Genomic DNA, 20,541 nt, shown 5'->3' with positions numbered 1-20,541 from the left:
TTTTTTTAAGATTTCAGAAGCTAAATACCAAGTTTATCATCTGATATTTAGCTTCTAATGTCTTTTTCTTACAAAGAAAAACTTTCTCCACACCCACATGTTCTGGATGCGTTAGGATTTTTAAAAACAAACCCTTTTCCGTTCAAACCTCCTGAATATTCAAGAGTTGTTCCTGCTAAATAAAGGATGGATTTTTTATCTACAACAATTTTGATATCGTTATCTTCAAAAATCTGATCTGCATCAGACTTTTTATTGTCAAATCCCAAAACATATTCTAAACCAGAACATCCTCCGCTTTTTACTCCAACTCTTATATAATCTTCAGCAGCGTTGAAGCCATCCTCTGTCATCAGCTGGATTGCTTTTACTTTTGCTTGATCTGATACTTTTATCATTGTATTTATTTAGAATGATTTAATGATGCAAAAATACAAACTAATTTCCGCAATCTCAAATCGATGATGTCTATTTTAACGATTTTACGTTCAGATAAGTTTATGAGTGTTAAAAATTCTATAAATTCTTTTTTGTAAATATTGTGATTCTGTTTTTGATTTAACTTTGAATTACAATTTTTATCTATAAAATATAAATGAAAAAAAAGCTACATTTCTTTTTTGCATTGCTTTTGGTGACGGCGGTTTATGGGCAAACCACAAGATTCGTCTATGAGACTTCGGTTAATCCGGATTCGATTAATCTGGTGAGTTTGAAGAGTGAAAAAACATTTTTGGATGTTAAAGAAAATCGATCATTATTTATTAGTGAAAATAAATTAATTAAAGATTCTCTCTTTGCTTCTTTCAAACCTGAAGAAAAAGAAAATAAAAAAGATAAGAAAGAACTTTCAAAGCAAGGAGCTAAAAAAGACTTGGAGCACACATTTTTTGATTATTATATTACCAAAAATATATCAGATCAAAAAGTGTATTATCATGAGAAAGTGTTTAATAAACAAATTTATTATCAGGAAGATAGACCGATAAAATGGGAAGTAACGAATGATATTCAAAAGCAAAACGGATATCAGTCTCAAAAAGCAACCGCAAATTTCGGAGGAAGAATCTGGACGGCTTGGTTTACAAAAGATATTCCTATTTCTGACGGCCCGTATAAATTTTCTGGTTTACCGGGATTGATTGTGAAACTGGAAGATGATAAAGGAGATTATAAATTTGATTTAATTAAAAAAATCATGATTAAAAACGCCTTTGAAGAGCCTGTGAATTCTGATGCAAAAGTAAGCACAAGGATTGATTTTAAAGGAGATATAGCCGCTTTAGAGTTGGAAGCAAAAAGTAACAGAAAAGCTTTCTCTTCAAGTGATCGGGGAGGAAAACGCGGTGGCGGAATGCCAGGTGGCGGTATGAGAGGAAATGGGCCTCCTAGCGGAATGGGAATGCCCCCAGGAAATGACGGTGATGGAATGATCCAAATGCCAAATGCCAATTTAGGAGCTCAGGCGGCTTTCAATAATGAAATCAGCCAAAATCCCATTGAATTAAAATAACAAGATTTATACATAAAATGAAAAAAATAGGAATTATTGTTTTGGGGCTGTTCATGCAGACCATTTTTGCACAAACGAACAGATTTGTGTATCAGGTAACTATGAAACCTAATGCAGCAGATAAAAACGACGTGAAAACGGAGAATGCATATTTAGATATTTCGGCAGAGAAATCACTTTTTTACTCTGAAAACAGAATTAAAAGAGATTCTATCATGCAGCAGAATTTCCAAAGTGGGGGAGCGAGAGGTTTCAACAGAGATCAAATGGAAAGTCTAAGATCGAATATCAATTATACGGTTGAAAAAGATAAAGCAAACCAGAAAACCTTCTTTAAAGATAGATTGGGTCGAGATGTATATCAATATGAAGAAGATCGCCCGATCAGCTGGAAAATTTTATCTGAAACGATGAAAATTGGTGATTATAAAGTACAAAAAGCAGAAACTGATTTCGGTGGCAGAAAATGGACGGCTTGGTTTACCACAGATTTACCTTATCAGGACGGTCCGTATAAATTCGGTGGACTTCCGGGACTGATCGTAAAAGTAGAAGACGCTCAGGGAGAATATTCTTTTGATTTAATGAAAAACTATAAAATTTCAGATTTTCCTTCAATGAATCAGTTTGGAAATACCATTAAAGTAAAAAGAACAGATTTTGTAAAGCAGCAGGAAAAATTTAAATCAGATCCGGTTTCATTTATGAGTAATCAAGGAGGTGGATTTAGCCAAACCCGAATGGGCGGTGGCGGTGGTGGAATTGCTCCTCCAAGATCCGGCGGTGGCGGAGGAAACCGTGGCGGTAATGGTGGTGATTTTAGAAAAAGAATGGAAGACCGAGTGAAAGAGGAAGCCAAAAATAACAGCAATCCGATTGAATTAAACTAAAAAAATCCCTGAAGCAGCTCTTCAGGGATTTTTCTATATGATTTTTAAATAACTTAAATTATCTCAAAAGCTGATTAAAAGTATCACCTTGCTTGATGTCTCCTGTGTTGTAGCCTTTCATAAACCATTCCTTACGCTGGGCAGAAGATCCGTGCGTAAAGCTTTCCTGATTTACATAGCCTTGTGATCTTTTTTGAATATTATCATCACCCACAGCTTCTGCAGCTTCAATCGCCGACTGAATGTCTCCGGGCTCTAAAATATGTTCTCGGCTATCGGTTTGTTTTGCCCAAACTCCTGCAAAAAAATCTGCCTGAAGCTCTGTCGCAACAGAAACCTGATTCATTTTTGCTTCAGAAAACCTTCCGCTTCTTCTCATATTATCAACTTCCTGCGTAGTTCCCAACAGCGTTTGAACGTGATGCCCAACTTCATGCGCCAATACATAAGCAATGGTAAATTCCGTAACTTTTGCACCAAATCTGGATTGTAGTTCATTAAAAAAGCTCATATCCATATATACACTTTGGTCGGCCGGACAGTAAAACGGTCCCATGGCAGATTGTGCAATACCGCAGCCAGATTGGGTGGTATTTTCAAAAAGAATAATCTTAGGAGCTCTATAGGTCATTCCGTTTTGTTGGAAGATTTTATCCCAGGTTTCAATATTCCATTTTCCCATCATATCTACCATTTCTCCAATTTTCTGCTCATTGGCAGTCAGTTGTCTCTGTTCCGTTCTGGGAGCGTTATTTCCAGCTCCTGAAGAAAGAATAGAAGAAGGATCTCCGCCTAAGAAAAATATAATCGCAGCAATAATAAGGGTACCCAAACCACCCCCAACGAGGGCACCTCCGCCACCGCCAGAACCTCTTCGGTCTTCCACATTACCACCTCTGTCGTCTGTCCATTTCATAATAATAAATTTTGTAAGTAAATTTAAAATTAATATTAAAGCTAATTGATTTTTTGGTTGAAAATTTAATGTGAATTGATAAAAATTTAAAACTTATTGTAAAAATGATTTATTAATCAACGATTAAGCTTATTCGTTTTCAACCAATAAGAAGTCGATTGATACGCTGAGATCGTTTGATCTACCAAATTTTGTTGTGGCGTTTTTACCGCATTTTCGTCAAAGTAAATATTAAATTCTGGAGCCAGTTTGCTTTTCTGCTGCTTCAGTGTGTATTGCTTAACCTTTCTTACGGGTGAAATTATAGTTAAATGATCGTCTTTTACAAAACCTAAATCCTGATAAGTGGCGATATAGGCTTTCGGCTGGAAATATTCTTTAAAAACATCCTGACCTAAAAATTTAGACTGATAACTAAAATTCAACAATCCGAAAAGGGTAGGCATTAAATCGATCTGCGACATCAGCTTATCAAATTTCTGTGGCTCTACAAAACCTTCAGAAAAAATCATCGCAGGAATTCTGTATTTATCCATCGGTAATTCTGTTCCTCCGGCACTTGAAGCACAGTGATCGGCAACAATTACAAAGACTGTATTTTTATACCAGTCCTGTTTTTTAGCCATTTCGAAGAACTTTTTGATGGAATAGTCGGTATACTTTACGCCACCTTCTCTTGATTTTGCATCTCCAGGAATGTCGATTCTTCCGTCAGGATACGTGAAAGGTCTGTGGTTGGAAACCGTCATCCAGTGATTGAAGAATGGTTTTCCAGATTTTGCTTCTGCATTCATGGTTTGAATGGCTTTTTTAGCCATATCTTCATCGGCAACACCCCAAACATTCGCGAAAGAAATTTCTTCGGGCTTAAAATTATTTCGGTCTACAATTCCATATCCGTTTCCGGCAAAGAAATCCTGCATATTATCGAAATAACTGTAACCCCCATACAAGAATTTCACATCGTAACCTTTTGATTTAAATACGCTTCCTGTAGTGAATTTATTTTTATTATTCTCTCTTTTGATGATGCTTTCTCCGGCAGTTGGCGGAATACAAAGCGTTAAAGCTTCCAGTCCGCGAACCGTTCTGTTTCCGGTTGCATAAAGATTGGTAAACATCATTGATTTATCGGCTAAGCTATCCAAAAACGGCGTTATTTTCTGGGTATTTCCGTAATGTTCAAGGAAATCTGCAGATAAACTTTCAATAGAGATTAAAACTACATTTTTCTTTTGCTCGGGCTGCTCAGCAACGATATTTCTGGTCAAAGTCTGCTGAGGATACTGGCTTAAAAAGTTTTTTTCTGCCTGATTTTGAGCGATTTGAGAATAGAACTGGAAAAAATCAAGCTCATTATGAGTAAATGCCCAATAGAATTTAGGAACCCCATTGGCTTCAATTTCTTCGGCAAAAATATTGGATGATTTTATCTGCATCATCGCAGGAATCATCAATAAACTTGCTCCAACCAAAACGGCAAACGTTCCTAATAAAATTAATTTCTGTTTGAAATTTGGAAGCGTTAAAAGCTCTTCTTTTGTCTTTTTAAAGATAAACCATGTAATCCCAAAAGTAACGGCAAAAATGGCTAAGAATAACGGAACAACAGGATAACTTTCCATGATATTCCCAATAACCTCATTGGTGTAAATAAGATAATCTACCGCAATGAAATTGTATCTCAATCCGAATTCATTATAGAAGAAATATTCACTTACTGCATTGAAAACAATGGATAAAACATAGAGAAAAATGGTAATAAAATATAAGGTGTTACGAATCTTTATTCTTTTTGAAGGAAGGAAAAGCATCAATCCAAAAAGAAGGGTTTTTAATCCTACAAAAATTAAGGCAATTTTGGTAACCGAGCCTCCGTATTGTTTGAAAATATTATTCGGAATCACTAAAATATACAGGAAAAATAGCAAAAGAACCCCGAAAATGATGTATCCGTAAGGTTTATTGTATTTTGAGTTTGACAGAAATAAAAAGTAAAGTGCTAAAATAGAACTTGCCAGAATGAAAACGAAAATATCATTTACAAGCCCGATAGATAAAACTTTTATTACTTCAAAGAATCCAAAGCTCACATTGGTGATCGGATGAAAGAAAAATACAATTCTTACCAACAACGAAATGATAAGATAGAAAATTCCTAAGTATAGAAAAGGTTTAATTTTTTGCGTAAACATTTTATTAACTGTATATTAATTTCTGCAAAGATAGTTTTTATTTACTTTCAGCTTAAAAATGTTTAATAACAAAAAAAGAACAATCCTGAGACCGTTCTTTGTGTATTATTGGGGTTCAGCTCTTAATGTCCGAAACCAATGTTTCCTTTCTTTCCAGATAAATTCTTTTTAAAATCTATCATTCTTAGAGCCGTTACGGCAGCTTCCACGCCTTTGTTTCCAAGGTCTCCGCCACTTCTTGCAATTGACTGCTCTTTTGTATCGTCTGTTAAAACACAGAAGATCGTCGGAGTATCTGTAAGGATATTGCAATCTTTGATTCCCTGTGCTACTGCAGAGCAAACATAGTCGAAGTGAGGAGTTTCTCCCCGAATCACACATCCGATTGAGATCACTGCATCATACTTTCTTTCTTTACAAAGTTGCATGCTTGCATAGTTCAGTTCAAATGCTCCGGGAACCGGGAAAAGTTTAATGTTTTCCTTTTTTACGCCTTCTTTTTCAAGGATTTCCAGAGCTGCGTCGCGAAGATTGTAGGTTACAAAATCATTCCACTCAGAAAAAACAATGCCGATAGAAAAATCTTCGGCATTCGTTATATTCAGTGGCTTGTAATCTGAAAGATTAACTGTTGCCATTTTTTAATAATATTTAGTCATTTCAATATAAGAATCAGACATTCCGTTATCGTAGTCCTGATATTTTTCGCTGATTGCAGCAAAATATTTCTTAGCATCTGCATTTTTCTTTAAACCTAAAGCTAAAATACCTGCTTTTCTTGTAAAATAATAAGTAGTATACGGATCATCAGAAGCGGTAGAAGCTTTGTCTAATAATTGTAAAGCCTCATCGTTTTTGTTAAGACCAGATTTAGCATCAGCCATAGCTCCGTATTTCATTGCCATCATTGTTTTGTTGTCAGATGAAAACTTGTCTAAAAGATCAAATGCCTCCTGGAATTTTCCTTCCTTAAACTTCAATAAACCTGCGTTATAAGCAGACAATTTACCGATAGAAGTAGAAGAATATTCGTTAGCTGTCCCGATAAAACCTGGGTTTGCAGCAGAATTTCCACCAAGGGCTTCTTTATCTTTACCAGCGGTAAGATTTTTCTGTGCTGCAAGGAAACTTTTTACCGCTTCGGCGTTTTTAGGAGCCACTACGAATTGCTTATATGCGAAAAAGCCTAAAACTCCCAATACCAAAGCACCGAAAACTATCCCTAATTGCTTAGAATATTTTTCAAGGAATCTTTCTGTGTTTAAAGCCTCTCTGTCAAGATCTTTAAAAAACTCAACTGTTTCTTTACCTTCTTGATCGTTTGTAAGTTTTGCCATAAATTCTTAAAAATTGAAATGCAAATTTAATTGTTTCTGAATGATTTACAAAATACTTTGTGAGTATTATTGACGAAATATTGAGAATTATTAATCGTGAATGATGAATTTCTTAAAAAAACATGCTTCGACTCCGCTCAACATGACATTTCTAATACTATTTGTTTCATTTTACAATGAAATAAAACAGACTGTGTTAAACGTGTCATGCTGAGCCTGTCGAAGCATCTATATTTTTAGTTTAATATTCTAAAATGTGATAGATTTCCGCATTGAATTTCTTCAGTTTTTCATCGCCATTCAATCCTTTTAAAGCGGTTAAGAAACTAAACTGAACAACGGTTGCACCTTGTTTTTTCACCAATTTTGCAGCGGCTTCTGTAGTTCCTCCGGTTGCTAACAAATCATCATGAATAAGAATTCTTTGTCCGGGTTTTATCTGTCCTTCACGGGTTTCGATGATGGCACTTCCGTATTCCAAATCGTATTCTTCTGATATAACCGGTGGCGGAAGTTTACCTGCTTTTCTGATTAAGATAAAAGGAACTTCCAAAGCAACCGCAATGGCAATCCCGAAGAGATAGCCACGGCTTTCGATTCCGCAAACTGCATCTACTTTTCCTTTGCTGAAAGCTACCAGATCCTCGATTACTTCTTCGTATAATTTTGGATTAAGAAAAATAGGCGAGATGTCTTTGAACTGAATTCCCGGAATCGGAAAATCAGGGATATTTTCAATCGTCTCCTGCAGTTTTTTGATAAGTTTTTGTGAAGCCATTAAGGGTTTATTTTATAGCTGGAAATTTTCCAGTCTCCGTTTACATTTTTAAGTCCGAAAGTTACCTTCAAAGAAGTTGTTTTTCCAGATTTATCTGTTACATCGTATGTTGCATTTACACTTGCGCTGTTAGCATTTGTTGCATTACTGTTGATGTTTTTCACACTTACATTTTTCACAGAACCAAAACCTGAAGTCGGGTTAGAGAAAGATTCATAACTTCCCCAGCTTGGATTGTTGGATGCATCAAATGCCGCTTTTAAATTCTGAGAACTTACGTTATTTAAAAACTTGCTTACCGTAGCTTTTGGATCTGCAGCCGGTTGTTTTGGCGTTGCAGGAGCTGTTGTAGCATTTGGATCTGTAGATGTAGAAGGATTTGTTGTATTTACCGGACTATTCGGATCTACTGCACTTGGATCCTGGATAACCGCTGTAGAATCTACTTTTGGCGGAGCAGGAACTTTCAATGCAGAAGGATTTACATCCAACCCGATTTTAGACATTTTGAAAGTTTTAGCTGTAGTTTTTACCGAAACAGTGATGTCAATTTTATTATCAACCACTTTTTCAGCAAGAATAGAAGAGAATTTTAAATTGAATCCTTTAAAATTGTTATCCGTCATTAAGTTTTTAGCGGTTGAAAGCTTCACTCCATTACTGAAAACTTCTAATGTTGTTTCTAAACCAGCACCTGTAAACGAAACAGGGTTTCCAGCGTTATCCACAAGCCTTGGAATAATCTGAATTGCCGTTGCGCCGTTTCCGTCGTCTGCAGATGGTCTTGTGATAATAGAAAGCGAGTTTGCTTTTACATCATTCGGGTCACTTTCTTTGGCTTTTTCGTCGCCGAAGATATTCATTTCACCTAATGAAGGCGGAGCGGTACTTGCCCATTCAATTCCGTTTTTTTGTGCAACTTCGTCAGCCATTGCCATAATTTCAGGAACTTTTTTCCCGTTTACAAGCTGTCCGAGTGCTTTTAATTCTGCAACGTCGCCATCGGCTTCCACTCCAAAAGTTTTTAGAATGTAAAGCGCTTCATTAAACTTGATCTGCTTAATGGTTGGCAAACTAGACGTCATATCGTTGATACTTGACTGTAAAGTTTTGGTACTGGTAGCATCCACCGAGTCTTTTTTACAAGCGGTGAAAAGCAACAAGCTGAAAACTAGAAGAAAAGATAACTTTCTCATTTTTATTCTGTTTGGTACAAATTTAATAAAACCTTTATTAATAGCCGTTTTTTATTTTTTATTTTGTTGTTCTTTTAGATCATCCTTAAAAAATGAACTGAAAATCTGCTGCATATTCGGGAAGTCCTTGCTTTCCCAATATTTTGAAGTATAGTTGCTGTTATCGGTATTGAATCGTACTTTTTCAACCGAATCATCGTTTCCTAAATCTAATTCTGTAGGATAAAAATTACTGTAAGTTGCGATGGAATTAAACTCTGCTTCGCTTTTATGCTTCATTTTTAAAAATTCAATTTCATTGTATTCTAAAAGATCTTGCAATGTTTTTTTTGAGTTCTGTTCATAAGCAATATTTAAGATGGTTCTAAAATCGAAAAATCGATAGCCGAACAAAGCGAATTCCTGTTTTTGTAAAAATTCTCCGGTTACTTCCACTTCATCTTTTCGATCTCCTTTTAATTCTTTGAAAACAGTGTTTTTATTTTTTTTATATTCATCTACATTTCCGACATCTTTTATTTTTGGAATTTCTAAAAACTGATCATAATCCCAGGAAGACATTTTCTTTCGATCCATTTCAGGGTTTTCTAAACGGAAGATTCGGTATTGTTCCACTTTAGTTCTCTTTAATTTTTTTGATTTGTTGTCGAATACATAAGTAATAATTCCGTCGGCATAACAGTTCAATTTGTTGTTCACGGTAACATACGTGTTGAAGTTCCCTTTTATAAAAACATATTTTGCTGGTTTTTTACTTTTAATGACAACTGTTTCGATGTCTTTTACGCGATCATTGATTGTAATGATTTCTTTATCAAAATCAGAATAGGAGAGTGTGGCCACCGGAAAGTTATCATACACCAACTGGAATTTTTCCTGTTCGGGTTTTATAGTTTTTCTATCAATTTTACCATTAATGTCTGAAAAAGCAACAATGTTTCCGTCTTTGCCAAATACAGAAACTTTAGGTAAAGGTTTATTCGTTTTTTCTGAAACGAACGTGATGGCTTGGGAATAAGCAAAATTTAATCCTAATAAGAATACGATTAAAATGAGAAGTTTCTTTTTCATTGTAAATTTTTTTATGTGTTTTAAATATTTTGATCTGCATTAAAAACAAAAAAGACTGATCATTACAATCAGTCTTTTTCAATATTATTTTGTTACAAGTCCTTAGAAAGGATACTCATAAATTTCAGATTCGTGTAAGAATGGGTTACCTGTAGGAATCAATTTCAGTTTAGATAATGCTGAAAGCACTGTAAACATAAATAATCCCACTACGAATAACACAGCTCCAAGCACTAAGATGAATACTTCTGGAGTGTTCCAGAATGGTCCTACTGTTCCCGGCATTACCATGTTGAAGTAATCTAAAAGGTGACCTAAGATAACTACTACAGCCATTGTTGTAACCACTTTATAGTTTCTCTTGATGCTGCTACTTACTAATACCAATAGTGGTAATAAGAAGTTCACGATTAACATTGGTAAGAAAGTAACACCGTAGTGTTGGAATCTTCCAAAGAAGTAGTTTACCTCTTCAGGTACGTTTGCATACCAATAAAGCATAAACTGAGCAAACCATGTATATGTCCAAAGCATACTTGTAGCGAAAAGGAATACTCCTAAATCATGCAAGTGATTGTCATTGAACTGAGGTAAGAATCCGTTTTTCTTTAAGTAAACACTTAAAAGGATGATTACTGCTATACCACTTGAAAGGCAGCTAACCATTGAATACCAGATATACATTGTAGAATACCAGTGAGGGTCAATAGACATCAACCAATCCCAAGCCCAAGCTGCAGAAGCAAACCCGAAGAATGCGATATATCCAACAGCCCATCTGTAAAGGAATTGATACTCTACCAAAGATTTTGTATCATCTACTTTTTTAGATTGTGCTTTCAGTTTCCAAGCAAAGAAAGAAGCTCCAATTACATAAATGAAAGTTCTGATTGCATAGAAAGGAATATTTAAGAATCTTTTCTTTTCAAACAAGATCACATCAAAATGAGCAGAGTTAGGATCTGTAAGATCCGGATCCATCCAATGGAAAAGGTGACCTTGGTGAAGGATATTTAATAACATGATGATTACTAAAATTACCCCTCCGTAAGGGATGTAAGAAGCAATCGCTTCCATAACTCTAGTAATGATAATTGGCCATCCTGCGTGAGCAGCATGCTGAATACAGTAGAAAAACAATACTGCACAACTGATTCCGAAGAAAAATACAGCTACAAAATGTATTGATGCTAACGGCGAATTATGAACCTGCATAGTAGCGTGTTCTAAATGTGCAGCGTGATCCTGAGGTCCTACCATTTCACTTGAGTGTGTAGGAGCATTATGACCAGCAGAATGTACTGCTTCCATCATGTGCTCTATTCTCTCGCTAGAAATTCCCTTGTTCATAAAGAAACCAATAGCAAATAGAACTAAACCTACAACAAGAAGTATTATAGAAGTTGATTTTAATTTTGGTGAAAAACTATACATTTCTTTTCTTATTTTTTAGTTTCGGTAGTCTCAGTTGTTGCTGTCGCTGCTGCGGCTGCAGGTGCTGCTGCTCCTTTTTTGAAGGCATTCATCACATACATTGCCACTCTCCATCTATCTCCTGCGTTCAGTTGTCCTGCATAAGACCCCATCGCGTTTCTACCGTTTGTTAATACATAATGAACAGATCCTACAGTAATTTCTCTATCAGCATAGTTTGGTACACCAGAGAAAGCACCGGTTTGTACAATTGGTCCTTGTCCATCACCTCCAGTTCCGTGGCATGCTGCACAAGTTTTATCGAAAAGCATTTTACCTCTTTCAATATCTTTTTCAGCATTAGCAGGGTTCAAAGGAGAAACAGTTAACTTCTTAGAAGCATCATAACCTGCATTGTACTCATCCGGAGTTTTAGGAAGTAAACCTTCTTCAAAAATACCGTCTTTATTTTGAGCTACTGATCCTTCTACAGGAGAAAGACCTGTTGCAAAACTATTTTTAACAAAAGCAGGAATTTCGTTCTCATGATCTGAATAAGCATCTTGAGCTTTCATCAAAGGATCATAAGCTACCGGAAAATACATATCTGGGAAATATACCAATGGTGCATTTTCTTTCGGTCCGCAAGAATTAAGTAACACTGTAGTTAAACCTAAAACTGCTGTAATTCTTAATACATTCTTTTTCATTTTAAGCATCTTTAACAGTTATTTCTTCAACTCCAGTTTCAATTAGCAACTGTTTTACAGATTCTACATCTTCAGTTACGAATTCCATTAGGAACTTATCATCCGTTGTTCTAGGATCAGGATTTTGTGCAGGAGCTCCAGGATACATTTTGTTTCTTACTAAGAAAGTTAATGACATCATGTGAGCAGCACAGAATACCATAAGCTCAAACATTGGTACCACGAACGCCGGCATGTTGTGTGCCCAGTCGAAAGCTGGTTTACCACCGATGTTCTGAGGCCAGTCGTGATTCATCACATACCAAGTTACCGTTGCACCTATCGTAACACCGTAAAGAGCGTAGATGAAAGCAGCATCAGAAATTCTAGTTTTCTTTAAACCTAAAGCTTTATCAAGTCCGTGAACCGGAAACGGAGTATAAACCTCGTTTATAGCGATTCCTTTATCGTTGAATGCTTTAACGCCGTTCATTAAATCGTCGTCATCAGCATAAAGTCCGTATACAATTTTAGTGGTGCTCATCTCCTTCTTTTGCTTTATAAGTTTCACCTGAGATTTTCAAAATCGATTTTAATTCTGCCTGTGCAATTACAGGGAATGTTCTTGCGTATAATAAGAATAATACAGAGAAGAACCCGATTGTTCCTAAGTATACACCCACATCAATGATCGTTGGCTTAAACATAGTCCAAGATCCTGGTAAGTAGTCTCTAGAAAGGTTGATAACGATGATATCAAAACGCTCAAACCACATACCGATGTTGATGATCAAAGCAATGATAAATGTTGCGATGATGTTTGTTCTAATTCTTTTGAACCAGAATAATGCAGGGATTACCAAGTTACAAATAATTAGTGACCAGAAAGCCCACCAGTAAGGTCCAACAGCAGCACCCGGAGAAAGATACGTAAAGTCTTCGAATCTAGATCCAGAATACCATCCGATGAAATATTCAGTTGCGTAAGCTACAGTTACCATACCACCTGTTAAGATGATTACGATGTTCATAATTTCGATATGATACATTGTAATATAGTCTTCTAGGTGACAAACTTTTCTTGCGATTAACAATAGAGTCTGTACCATTGCAAATCCTGAGAAGATCGCACCGGCAACGAAGTAAGGGGGGTAGATTGTAGAGTGCCATCCTTTAATAACCGAAGTTGCGAAGTCAAAAGATACGGTGGTGTGTACCGAGAATACAAGTGGAGTTGCTAAACCTGCAAGAACCAAAGAAAGTTCTTCGAATCTTTGCCAGTGTTTTGCTTTACCACCCCAACCGAATGCAAGGAATGTATAAATTTTCTTAGTCCAAGGAGTTTTTGCTCTATCTCTGATCATTGCAAAGTCAGGGATAAGACCCATGAACCAGAATACTGTAGATACTGAGAAATACGTAGAGATTGCAAATACATCCCAAAGTAGAGGAGAGTTGAAGTTCCCCCAAAGAGAACCAAACTGGTTAGGAAGAGGGAATACCCAATATCCTACCCAAACTCTACCCATGTGGATTACAGGGAAGATTGCAGCCTGTACAACCGCAAAGATCGTCATCGCCTCTGCAGATCTGTTTACAGACATTCTCCATCTCTGTCTAAATAATAATAATACCGCTGAGATTAAGGTTCCGGCGTGACCGATACCTACCCACCATACGAAGTTGGTAATATCCCAACCCCAGTTAATAGTTCTGTTAAGCCCCCATGCTCCAATACCTGTTCCGACAGTATAGGCAATACACCCGAATCCATAGATGAATAGAACTAAGGCTGCATATAGTGATACCCACCATAATTTTCCTGCTCTTTCTTCGATAGGTCGTGCGATATCTTCCGTAATATCGTGATAAGTTTTGTGACCAATAATTAGAGGTTCCCTTATCGGAGCTTCGTAATGTCCTGACATTTTTTACCTATTTATTATTTAAACTTTATTTTTCTACTCTGTTTCTTACTTTAGCATGATAGAACACATTTGGTTTTGTTCCGATCTCTTCAAGTAAATAATATCTTCTGTTGCTAGAGTATAATTCTCTTACTTCAGATTCTTTGTCATTCATGTCTCCAAACGTCATTGCTCCGGTAGAACAAGCAGCAGCACAAGCACAAGAATTTTTGAATTCATTGTCAGTTACTTTTCTGTTTTCTCTCTTAGCAGCTAAGATTGTAGCCTGAGTTTCTTGGATACACATAGAGCATTTCTCCATTACCCCTCTCGTTCTTACAACTACATCTGGGTTTAGAACCATTCTTCCAAGGTCGTTATTCATGTTGAAATCGAACTTGTCGTTTAGGTTATAAGTAAACCAGTTGAAACGTCTTACTTTGTAAGGACAGTTGTTTGCACAATATCTAGTACCGATACATCTGTTGTAAGCCATGTGGTTTTGACCTTGCTTACCGTGTGAAGTAGCCGCTACCGGACATACAGTTTCACAAGGAGCATGGTTACAGTGCTGACACATTACCGGTTGGAAGATCACATCTGGGTTTTCAGCAGGATTGTTTAATGCTCCTTCACCACCAAATGCTGTTCCGTATAATTCAGGAACTGCCATTCCTTCTTTTAATCCTTCGTAAACCTCTACTTTTTGAGTCGAAGAGTAGTAACGGTCAATTCTTAACCAATACATATCTCTTGACATTCTGATCTCTTCTTTACCTACAACAGGAACGTTGTTTTCTGCCTGACAAGCAATAATACATGCTCCACAACCAGTACAAGAGTTCAAGTCGATTGATAAGTTGAAGTGAGGCCCATCCGTATCATCGAAAGCATCCCAAAGGTCAATTTTTCTTGCAGGAAGAGCTCCACTGATCGTGTGATATTCCAAAGGCTTGTTCCATCCTTTGTGCTCATCATCGAATGCTACGTTTAAGTAATCTGCCAAAGGAACTTCTTTAGCGATCTCATAACGTCCCATCAAAGTATTTTGAAGCTGAATACCTGCAAACTCGTGATCTTCTCCTGTTTTCTCGATCTTAGCCCCTGAAACAACAAGGTTAGATCCGTCAAATAAAGGATAAGCATTAACACCAGTATCTGCAGTAGCTCCAGAATCTTTTTTACCATATCCAAGTGCAAGACCTACAGAACCGTCTGCCTGACCTGGCTGGATGAATACAGGAACATCTTTTATTGTTACTCCGTTTACAGTAAGATTTACGATAGAACCGTCTAACTGCATTCTTGCGTTAAGATCGTTTTCAATACCTAATCTTTCTGCATCTTTAGGAGAAATCGTTAAATAATTATCCCAAGCCATTCTGGTGATAGGATCCGGCAATTCTTGTAACCAAGGGTTGTTTGCCTGTGTTCCGTCACCAATAGAAGTCTTAGTGTATAATACCAATTCTAAATCAGAAGCTTTGAAACTTCCTAATTCTGCAACAGCCTGAGCAGCGTTTCCACCAGCGTAAGCTAGAGTAGAACCACCTTCAGTAGTTACGATACCATTATATAAAGCTTTGTTGAATGAAGTTCCTCCTAAAAGAGAAGCTGCATTTGCCTTTAAATAATCGTAGTAGTTGTTAGCAGAATTGTTTTTACCGTTTTTCCAAACCAATAAAGACTCTTCAATCTGTCTAGATTTATAGATCTTTTGGATTGTAGGCTGCATTAATGCATAAACTCCACTCTGAGGTTGCATATCTCCCCAAGATTCTAGCCAGTTAGCTACAGGAATTACAGCTTTCGCTGCTTTATACATTGCATTTTTCTTATCAGCAACTGCAATTACATAAGGAACATTTTTAATAGCTTTTTCAAACTCAGCTCCTTTGTAGTGAGAGTAAATAGGGTCTACGTTGTTTGTAATCAATACGCCAACTTGTCCTGCATTTACCCATCCTAAGAATTCCTGATATCTTGCTTTATCAAATTCTTTTAGGAAGTTTGCTTTACCAGTGAAAGCAACTGAACCTAATTTTTGGTTGATTAAGTGAGCTAAAACCTGAGCACCTTTAGAACCATCAGCGAATACAACCGCTTTGCTTCCTTTAGCTTGTAACTCTTTTACGATTTCAGCAGCAGCTTTGTTTGTAGGAGCAGCTCCTGTAACGATTGCGTTGTAAACATCTACTAAAGCTTTGTTTACGTCACTTGGTTTTAGTCTGTATCTTGAATCTGAGTTAGCACCCGTTAAAGACATGTTAGATTCCACTTGAATGTGTCTCAACATGTTTGCTCCCGGTTTTCTAGCCTCAGCATAAGATGTTTCTAAACTTGCTGCGTTGTAATCTCCTAAGAAATCAGCCTGGAAAGAAACTACCAATTCTGTCCCTTTCAGGTCATAAACAGGTAATGCTCTTGTTCCGAATACTTCCTGAGCTGCATCCAATGCTGCTGCATGAGGATAAGCATCATAAGTTACTAATTCTGCTGTAGGATATTTCGCTTTAAAATCAGCAAATAATTTTTTGAATGTAGGTGAAGCAAAAGATTGCGATAATAAAACGATTCTTTTGTTTCCTGCCTTAGCTTCTTCTAATCCTTTAATAACAAAACTATCTACTTTATCGAAAGTTTCGTCTTTCCCTTCAAATTTAGGCTGCTTTACTTTATCATTATCATAAAGAGAAAGTACTGCTGCCTGAGCTCTTGCGTTAGTTTTACCTAAATCACCAGCTGCTGGGTTCGGATCAATTTTGATTGGTCTACCTTCTCTAGTTTTTACTAAAACACTAGCAAAGTCGAATCCATCAAAATATGTTGAAGCGTAGTAATTAGGAACTCCAGGAATAATATCATGAGGTTTTACTACGTAAGGAATCGTTTTAATTACCGGAGCCTCACAAGCAGCAAGTGTAACCGCTGCTGTAGAAAATCCTAATAATTTTAAGAAATCTCTTCTTGAAGTACTAGATCCGTTCTGTTCAGCATCTCCAAGGAAATCTTCTACCGGAATTTCTTCCTGAAACTCTTTCTGAGCCAGCTTATTGTTTAAAGCTGGGTCTTTAAGTTCATGAATACTTCTAAATTGTATTTTGTTTGAAGCCATTTATACTTCTAATTTTTTAGTTATTAATAATGACATTTACCACACTCAAGACCTCCAATTGCGTCTACAGTAATCTTACCACCATCTTTAGGGTATTGCTTCTTAAGCTTGTCATGTAGATTCTTGAAGTATTCTTTATTATAACCGTTGTTCATATCAACTTCAGTAGTTCTGTGGCACTCAATACACCATCCCATAGTGAAGTCATTAGCCATTTGAACAACATTCATTGTGTCAATTTTTCCGTGACAAGCTTTACATACAACATCAATTTTGTTATCTGGATTCTTTTTGTTGAAAGAACTGATGATCGCTTGCTCACCTGCTACAACGTGCTGAGAGTGGTTGAAGTACACGAAGTCTGGCATGTTGTGGATTCTTGTCCATTCTACCGGTTGTGTTTTTCCTGTGTACTGTTGTTTAGCAGGATCCCAACCTGTAGCTGCGTAAATTTTCTGGATCTCTCCATCGTAGAATGCCTTGTCTTTTCCAGGCTCCATGTAGTGATCTGCGTTGTATTCAGAAATAGTTCTGTGACAGTTCATACATACGTTCATTGATGGGATTTCAGATACTTTACCGTATTTAGCACTAGAGTGACAAAGTTGACAGTCAATCTTCTGTTCTCCAGCGTGAATTTTGTGTGAGAAGTAAATAGGTTGCTCTGGCTTGTATCCTTTGTAAACCCCGATCCACATGATCCAGTTCCAAATTCCGTACGTTGCCAAAAGCGCTAAGATTGCGATTAATCCTTTACCTACATAGTGGTATTTAGCATAGATTTCGCTGAAAGATTTTACTCTTGTTTCGTTTAATCCCGCTAAGTCTTCAGATTGTCCTAGTTTTACTAATTGTCTTAGTTTTAACAAGATCCAAACTAATAAACCTGCGATTGCTAAAAGTGAAATGATTACTACGTTTGTAGTAGTTTTGTCTGCTGGTGCAGCTTGTGCTCCGTCTGTAGCAGTTGCTGTTGTTGCATCCTTCTTAGGCTCTTCAGGAGCCGGCGGATTAGTTGTAAAAGCTAAGATATCATCGATGTCCTTATCCGTAAGGTTAGGAAACACCTGCATCTCAGTTTTGTTATACTTTTCAAAAATCTCATTGGCGTATTTGTCCCCAGAAGCTCTAAGAGCTTTGTTGTCTTTGATCCACTTATGCAACCAATCTGTATCTACGCCACCTTCAGTTTTCACTCGCTCTACAACCCCTTTCAAAGGTGGTCCTACAACTTGTTTGTCTAAAGCGTGACATGCCGTACAATTTGCCTTGAAAAGTTTCTCTCCATTCTTAGGATCGCCGTCTTGCCCGTAAATTGAAGCACTGGTTGATAGCAATAAGCCTATTGCGATCAACGTTTGTCTATAATGCTTTCTCCAACTAATCATTTAAATTATCTTATGTTAGTAAAATATTGAACATTCAATCAATCCCGCAAAAATAATATTTTTAACAGGAATTTAACGGCTTATGGAAAGGTGAATATGTCATTTCTGTTTAATTTGTAATTATTCTAAATAACTGTGTTTGGTATAATTTTTTAATTTGTATAAATTTGCGGAAACAAGTTTAAATGAAAAATTTAATCAAAATATTTTCAGTAGTATCATTATTAGGTTTTTATCATATTGATGCACAACAGGTTGTAAAGAGAGATACTTTAAGCGGAACAGAGCTTATTATTTCGATGGATCCAAAGGTAGATGCTGCCTTGGGAAGCATTGAAGATAAGTGCTCCAGAGTGGCCGTGAGTACCCCTTCAAGAGATACAGATAGTGATAATGACTATACGAAACCTACTAAAATCTACGTTCCGAGCAGAGAACTTACGAATGCGGAAATTTGTAGAAAAAATCCTAGAATTTTAGGATATAAAATTCAGATCACGACGGTAAAAAGTAATGATGAAGCCAATGAAGTAAAGGCGTATTTCAGAAAAAGATTTCCGAATCTGAAAGTAGAGACGGATGCTTCTTTGAGACCGAATTATAAAATTTTGGCCGGAAGTTATTTCACGAAACAAAGTGCATCTTCAGACTTATCAAGAATCCGAGAATATTTTAAATCTGCAGTGGCTGTTCAGTACAGAATTTTCTGCGCAGAGGCAAAATAGTTTCAACAAAACATAAAAAAAATAAAGCTGGGAATCGATGTTCTCAGCTTTTTTATTTTATTGATAATATTGATTTAAAAACCAGAAAAATTCGGTCATTCTAAAGTAATTGTTGAAGGCTAAATAGGTAAATAATATTCCTGTTATTGTCACTAAAATAGAAGTGGTTTTAGCGGATGACCGATAGGTGTAGAACAGCCAGCCAATCAATAAAGGATATACAAAAACAAAGTGCCCGCCATAGATAAATGCGGTGTGAAGCCCGAATTTCATAAAGCAATGTATAATGATGTCTACAAAAAAAGAAATCATTAACATCTGCACCAATTTATTCTTAAAGTTTTTATAATAACTCCAACTTATTAATGCTAATAAAATGGTAATGAAAATATAAGGAATCCATGATGAATACACATCCATAAGTATGGCTTTAAAATGAAAACCTTTCATGTTGTGCTTATTTCGGATAATGAAATCTGAAAACAAAATATTTCCGCCAAAAAAGTAAGAAGAAATCATATCCCAAGTCGGAGTGCTTTTTACATTTGAAAATTTTTCGTACTGCTGACTTGTTTTGCTGAAAATTGTTTTGTACTTAAAATCAATTCTATTCAGATACAATAAAATAAAGCAAATGCAGGTGATGAGCACTCTTACGGCTGCATTCAAAAGTTTTTTCCAGTTTTTAAAAAGTTTTTTTTCGAATAGTATAGGAATGAAAACTTTTACAATGTTAGTAACAGTCAAGCCGCCAATGGTAACGCCTGCGAAAACTAAAGGTATTGCAGGGATTTTTTTATCTGCTTTAATTTTCGAGGCAGCATAGTGATTAAACAATGTTAATAAAAAAAACGTGTAGGTAAAGTTTTCCGGAGTAAATGAAAGTAAAATATTCGTCGAGAAAACTCCGAAAAATATAATCAATAAGAGACTGATGCCATTTGGGAGTTTAATAATGTTTTTTAAATATTTAAAAATCTGTAAAATGCTTAAGCTAACCATTAAATTGCTCATCCAGGCTAATGCGAGTCTAAAAACAGCGTTTGTTTTACCGTCAGAAAGATATAAAGCAATTTCTCGGATCCAATTAAAAAAATAATAGGAGAGTGGGTGTCTTTCAAAGCTTCCGCCGGTCATCACAATCGCTTTATTATCAAAGCTGAAATAAGCGTCCCAAGGAATTCTTTCGTCATAAATAATTCGATAATCTAACGCAATATACCAGCCTAAAATTCCGTACGTAATAAGAAAAAACGTGAATACCCCGAGCTCCGAATAAGAAGCGGGAAGAATTAGCTTAAAAAAGCCGTTGAATTTTGATTTTATAGTCGGAATAAACACCTTCGAAAATTTTTACAAAAGTAAAATAAAAAACTCACCAATTTTTGGTGAGTTTGTAAGATTATAA

General features: G+C 36.2%; 18 protein-coding genes. 3 read left to right on the top strand and 15 right to left on the bottom strand.

Annotated elements, in window-relative coordinates:
- Positions 1–68: 68 nt before the first annotated feature.
- The gene (locus ABEG63_RS04550; RefSeq protein ID WP_346583286.1) at positions 69–398 is read right to left on the bottom strand and encodes an iron-sulfur cluster assembly accessory protein; all 330 of its coding nucleotides are present in this window, start codon (positions 396–398) and stop codon (positions 69–71) included.
- Positions 399–595: 197 nt separating this feature from the next.
- Between ABEG63_RS04550 and ABEG63_RS04545 the strand changes: the two genes are divergently transcribed.
- Both ABEG63_RS04545 and ABEG63_RS04540 read left to right on the top strand, forming a co-directional pair.
- A complete protein-coding gene (locus ABEG63_RS04545; protein ID WP_346583285.1) occupies positions 596–1,513 on the top strand; it encodes a GLPGLI family protein in 918 nt (305 codons plus the stop codon).
- A 17-nt stretch (positions 1,514–1,530) separates the two neighbouring features.
- A complete protein-coding gene (locus ABEG63_RS04540; RefSeq protein WP_346583284.1) occupies positions 1,531–2,403 on the top strand; it encodes a GLPGLI family protein in 873 nt (290 codons plus the stop codon).
- Positions 2,404–2,461: 58 nt separating this feature from the next.
- On the opposite strand, the gene ABEG63_RS04535 is transcribed toward ABEG63_RS04540, so the two are convergent.
- From ABEG63_RS04535 to ABEG63_RS04475, 13 genes are all read right to left on the bottom strand, one after another.
- Positions 2,462–3,319 (bottom strand): neutral zinc metallopeptidase, encoded by an 858-nt coding sequence (locus tag ABEG63_RS04535; RefSeq protein ID WP_267403356.1) that lies wholly within the window; start codon positions 3,317–3,319, stop codon positions 2,462–2,464.
- A gap of 116 nt (positions 3,320–3,435) precedes the next feature.
- Positions 3,436–5,514, bottom strand: coding sequence for a sulfatase-like hydrolase/transferase (locus ABEG63_RS04530; protein ID WP_346583282.1), 2,079 nt, complete (start codon positions 5,512–5,514; stop codon positions 3,436–3,438).
- Between the two features lie 122 nt (positions 5,515–5,636).
- Positions 5,637–6,152: a 6,7-dimethyl-8-ribityllumazine synthase gene (ribH, locus tag ABEG63_RS04525; RefSeq protein WP_346583280.1), complete on the bottom strand. Its 516-nt coding sequence runs from the start codon at positions 6,150–6,152 to the stop codon at positions 5,637–5,639.
- Positions 6,153–6,155: 3 nt separating this feature from the next.
- Positions 6,156–6,851: a tetratricopeptide repeat protein gene (locus ABEG63_RS04520; protein WP_267403352.1), complete on the bottom strand. Its 696-nt coding sequence runs from the start codon at positions 6,849–6,851 to the stop codon at positions 6,156–6,158.
- Positions 6,852–7,092: 241 nt separating this feature from the next.
- On the bottom strand, positions 7,093–7,629 hold the full coding sequence (locus ABEG63_RS04515; RefSeq protein WP_346583279.1) for an adenine phosphoribosyltransferase: 537 nt from the start codon (positions 7,627–7,629) through the stop codon (positions 7,093–7,095).
- Complete coding sequence (locus ABEG63_RS04510) at positions 7,629–8,825, bottom strand: hypothetical protein (RefSeq protein WP_346583278.1); 1,197 nt, start codon at positions 8,823–8,825, stop codon at positions 7,629–7,631. Before ABEG63_RS04510 ends, ABEG63_RS04515 begins: the two co-directional genes overlap by 1 nt.
- 51 nt (positions 8,826–8,876) lie before the next feature.
- Positions 8,877–9,896: a hypothetical protein gene (locus tag ABEG63_RS04505; protein WP_346583276.1), complete on the bottom strand. Its 1,020-nt coding sequence runs from the start codon at positions 9,894–9,896 to the stop codon at positions 8,877–8,879.
- Positions 9,897–9,998: 102 nt separating this feature from the next.
- Positions 9,999–11,330, bottom strand: a complete 1,332-nt coding sequence (locus tag ABEG63_RS04500; RefSeq protein WP_267403345.1) for a quinol:cytochrome C oxidoreductase — start codon at positions 11,328–11,330, stop codon at positions 9,999–10,001.
- An 8-nt stretch (positions 11,331–11,338) separates the two neighbouring features.
- Complete coding sequence (locus ABEG63_RS04495; protein ID WP_267403343.1) at positions 11,339–12,028, bottom strand: cytochrome c; 690 nt, start codon at positions 12,026–12,028, stop codon at positions 11,339–11,341.
- Positions 12,021–12,542, bottom strand: coding sequence for a DUF3341 domain-containing protein (locus ABEG63_RS04490; RefSeq protein ID WP_267403341.1), 522 nt, complete (start codon positions 12,540–12,542; stop codon positions 12,021–12,023). The genes ABEG63_RS04495 and ABEG63_RS04490 overlap by 8 nt, the downstream gene beginning before the upstream one ends.
- Positions 12,529–13,926 (bottom strand): NrfD/PsrC family molybdoenzyme membrane anchor subunit, encoded by a 1,398-nt coding sequence (gene nrfD, locus ABEG63_RS04485; RefSeq protein WP_267403339.1) that lies wholly within the window; start codon positions 13,924–13,926, stop codon positions 12,529–12,531. The genes ABEG63_RS04490 and nrfD overlap by 14 nt, the downstream gene beginning before the upstream one ends.
- Positions 13,927–13,951: 25 nt before the next feature.
- Positions 13,952–17,020 carry a TAT-variant-translocated molybdopterin oxidoreductase gene (locus ABEG63_RS04480; RefSeq protein ID WP_346583275.1) on the bottom strand — a complete coding sequence of 1,023 codons (3,069 nt, stop codon included), beginning with the start codon at positions 17,018–17,020 and terminating at the stop codon, positions 13,952–13,954.
- Positions 17,021–17,043: 23 nt separating this feature from the next.
- Positions 17,044–18,408, bottom strand: a complete 1,365-nt coding sequence (locus ABEG63_RS04475; RefSeq protein ID WP_346583272.1) for a c-type cytochrome — start codon at positions 18,406–18,408, stop codon at positions 17,044–17,046.
- Positions 18,409–18,593: 185 nt separating this feature from the next.
- Here ABEG63_RS04475 and ABEG63_RS04470 point away from each other — a divergent pair, with 185 nt between their 5' ends.
- Positions 18,594–19,133 (top strand): SPOR domain-containing protein, encoded by a 540-nt coding sequence (locus ABEG63_RS04470; RefSeq protein WP_267403334.1) that lies wholly within the window; start codon positions 18,594–18,596, stop codon positions 19,131–19,133.
- Positions 19,134–19,190: 57 nt separating this feature from the next.
- On the opposite strand, the gene ABEG63_RS04465 is transcribed toward ABEG63_RS04470, so the two are convergent.
- Positions 19,191–20,474 carry a DUF6080 domain-containing protein gene (locus tag ABEG63_RS04465; protein ID WP_346583270.1) on the bottom strand — a complete coding sequence of 428 codons (1,284 nt, stop codon included), beginning with the start codon at positions 20,472–20,474 and terminating at the stop codon, positions 19,191–19,193.
- Positions 20,475–20,541: the final 67 nt, after the last annotated feature.

Origin of the sequence: Chryseobacterium sp. C39-AII1, assembly GCF_039672645.1 — a bacterium.
Taxonomy (GTDB): domain Bacteria; phylum Bacteroidota; class Bacteroidia; order Flavobacteriales; family Weeksellaceae; genus Chryseobacterium.
Note: the sequence above shows the minus strand (reverse complement) of the source record. Positions and strands in the feature narration are given on the sequence as shown.

What these genes read in the sequence shown, in the direction of transcription:
- ABEG63_RS04550 (WP_346583286.1), bottom strand. Translation starts at nt 398, where the DNA reads ATGATAAAAGTATCAGATCAAGCAAAAGTAAAAGCAATCCAGCTGATG.
- ABEG63_RS04545 (WP_346583285.1), top strand. Translation starts at nt 596, where the DNA reads ATGAAAAAAAAGCTACATTTCTTTTTTGCATTGCTTTTGGTGACGGCG.
- ABEG63_RS04540 (WP_346583284.1), top strand. Translation starts at nt 1,531, where the DNA reads ATGAAAAAAATAGGAATTATTGTTTTGGGGCTGTTCATGCAGACCATT.
- ABEG63_RS04535 (WP_267403356.1), bottom strand. Translation starts at nt 3,319, where the DNA reads ATGAAATGGACAGACGACAGAGGTGGTAATGTGGAAGACCGAAGAGGT.
- ABEG63_RS04530 (WP_346583282.1), bottom strand. Translation starts at nt 5,514, where the DNA reads ATGTTTACGCAAAAAATTAAACCTTTTCTATACTTAGGAATTTTCTAT.
- ribH (WP_346583280.1), bottom strand. Translation starts at nt 6,152, where the DNA reads ATGGCAACAGTTAATCTTTCAGATTACAAGCCACTGAATATAACGAAT.
- ABEG63_RS04520 (WP_267403352.1), bottom strand. Translation starts at nt 6,851, where the DNA reads ATGGCAAAACTTACAAACGATCAAGAAGGTAAAGAAACAGTTGAGTTT.
- ABEG63_RS04515 (WP_346583279.1), bottom strand. Translation starts at nt 7,629, where the DNA reads ATGGCTTCACAAAAACTTATCAAAAAACTGCAGGAGACGATTGAAAAT.
- ABEG63_RS04510 (WP_346583278.1), bottom strand. Translation starts at nt 8,825, where the DNA reads ATGAGAAAGTTATCTTTTCTTCTAGTTTTCAGCTTGTTGCTTTTCACC.
- ABEG63_RS04505 (WP_346583276.1), bottom strand. Translation starts at nt 9,896, where the DNA reads ATGAAAAAGAAACTTCTCATTTTAATCGTATTCTTATTAGGATTAAAT.
- ABEG63_RS04500 (WP_267403345.1), bottom strand. Translation starts at nt 11,330, where the DNA reads ATGTATAGTTTTTCACCAAAATTAAAATCAACTTCTATAATACTTCTT.
- ABEG63_RS04495 (WP_267403343.1), bottom strand. Translation starts at nt 12,028, where the DNA reads ATGCTTAAAATGAAAAAGAATGTATTAAGAATTACAGCAGTTTTAGGT.
- ABEG63_RS04490 (WP_267403341.1), bottom strand. Translation starts at nt 12,542, where the DNA reads ATGAGCACCACTAAAATTGTATACGGACTTTATGCTGATGACGACGAT.
- nrfD (WP_267403339.1), bottom strand. Translation starts at nt 13,926, where the DNA reads ATGTCAGGACATTACGAAGCTCCGATAAGGGAACCTCTAATTATTGGT.
- ABEG63_RS04480 (WP_346583275.1), bottom strand. Translation starts at nt 17,020, where the DNA reads ATGGCTTCAAACAAAATACAATTTAGAAGTATTCATGAACTTAAAGAC.
- ABEG63_RS04475 (WP_346583272.1), bottom strand. Translation starts at nt 18,408, where the DNA reads ATGATTAGTTGGAGAAAGCATTATAGACAAACGTTGATCGCAATAGGC.
- ABEG63_RS04470 (WP_267403334.1), top strand. Translation starts at nt 18,594, where the DNA reads ATGAAAAATTTAATCAAAATATTTTCAGTAGTATCATTATTAGGTTTT.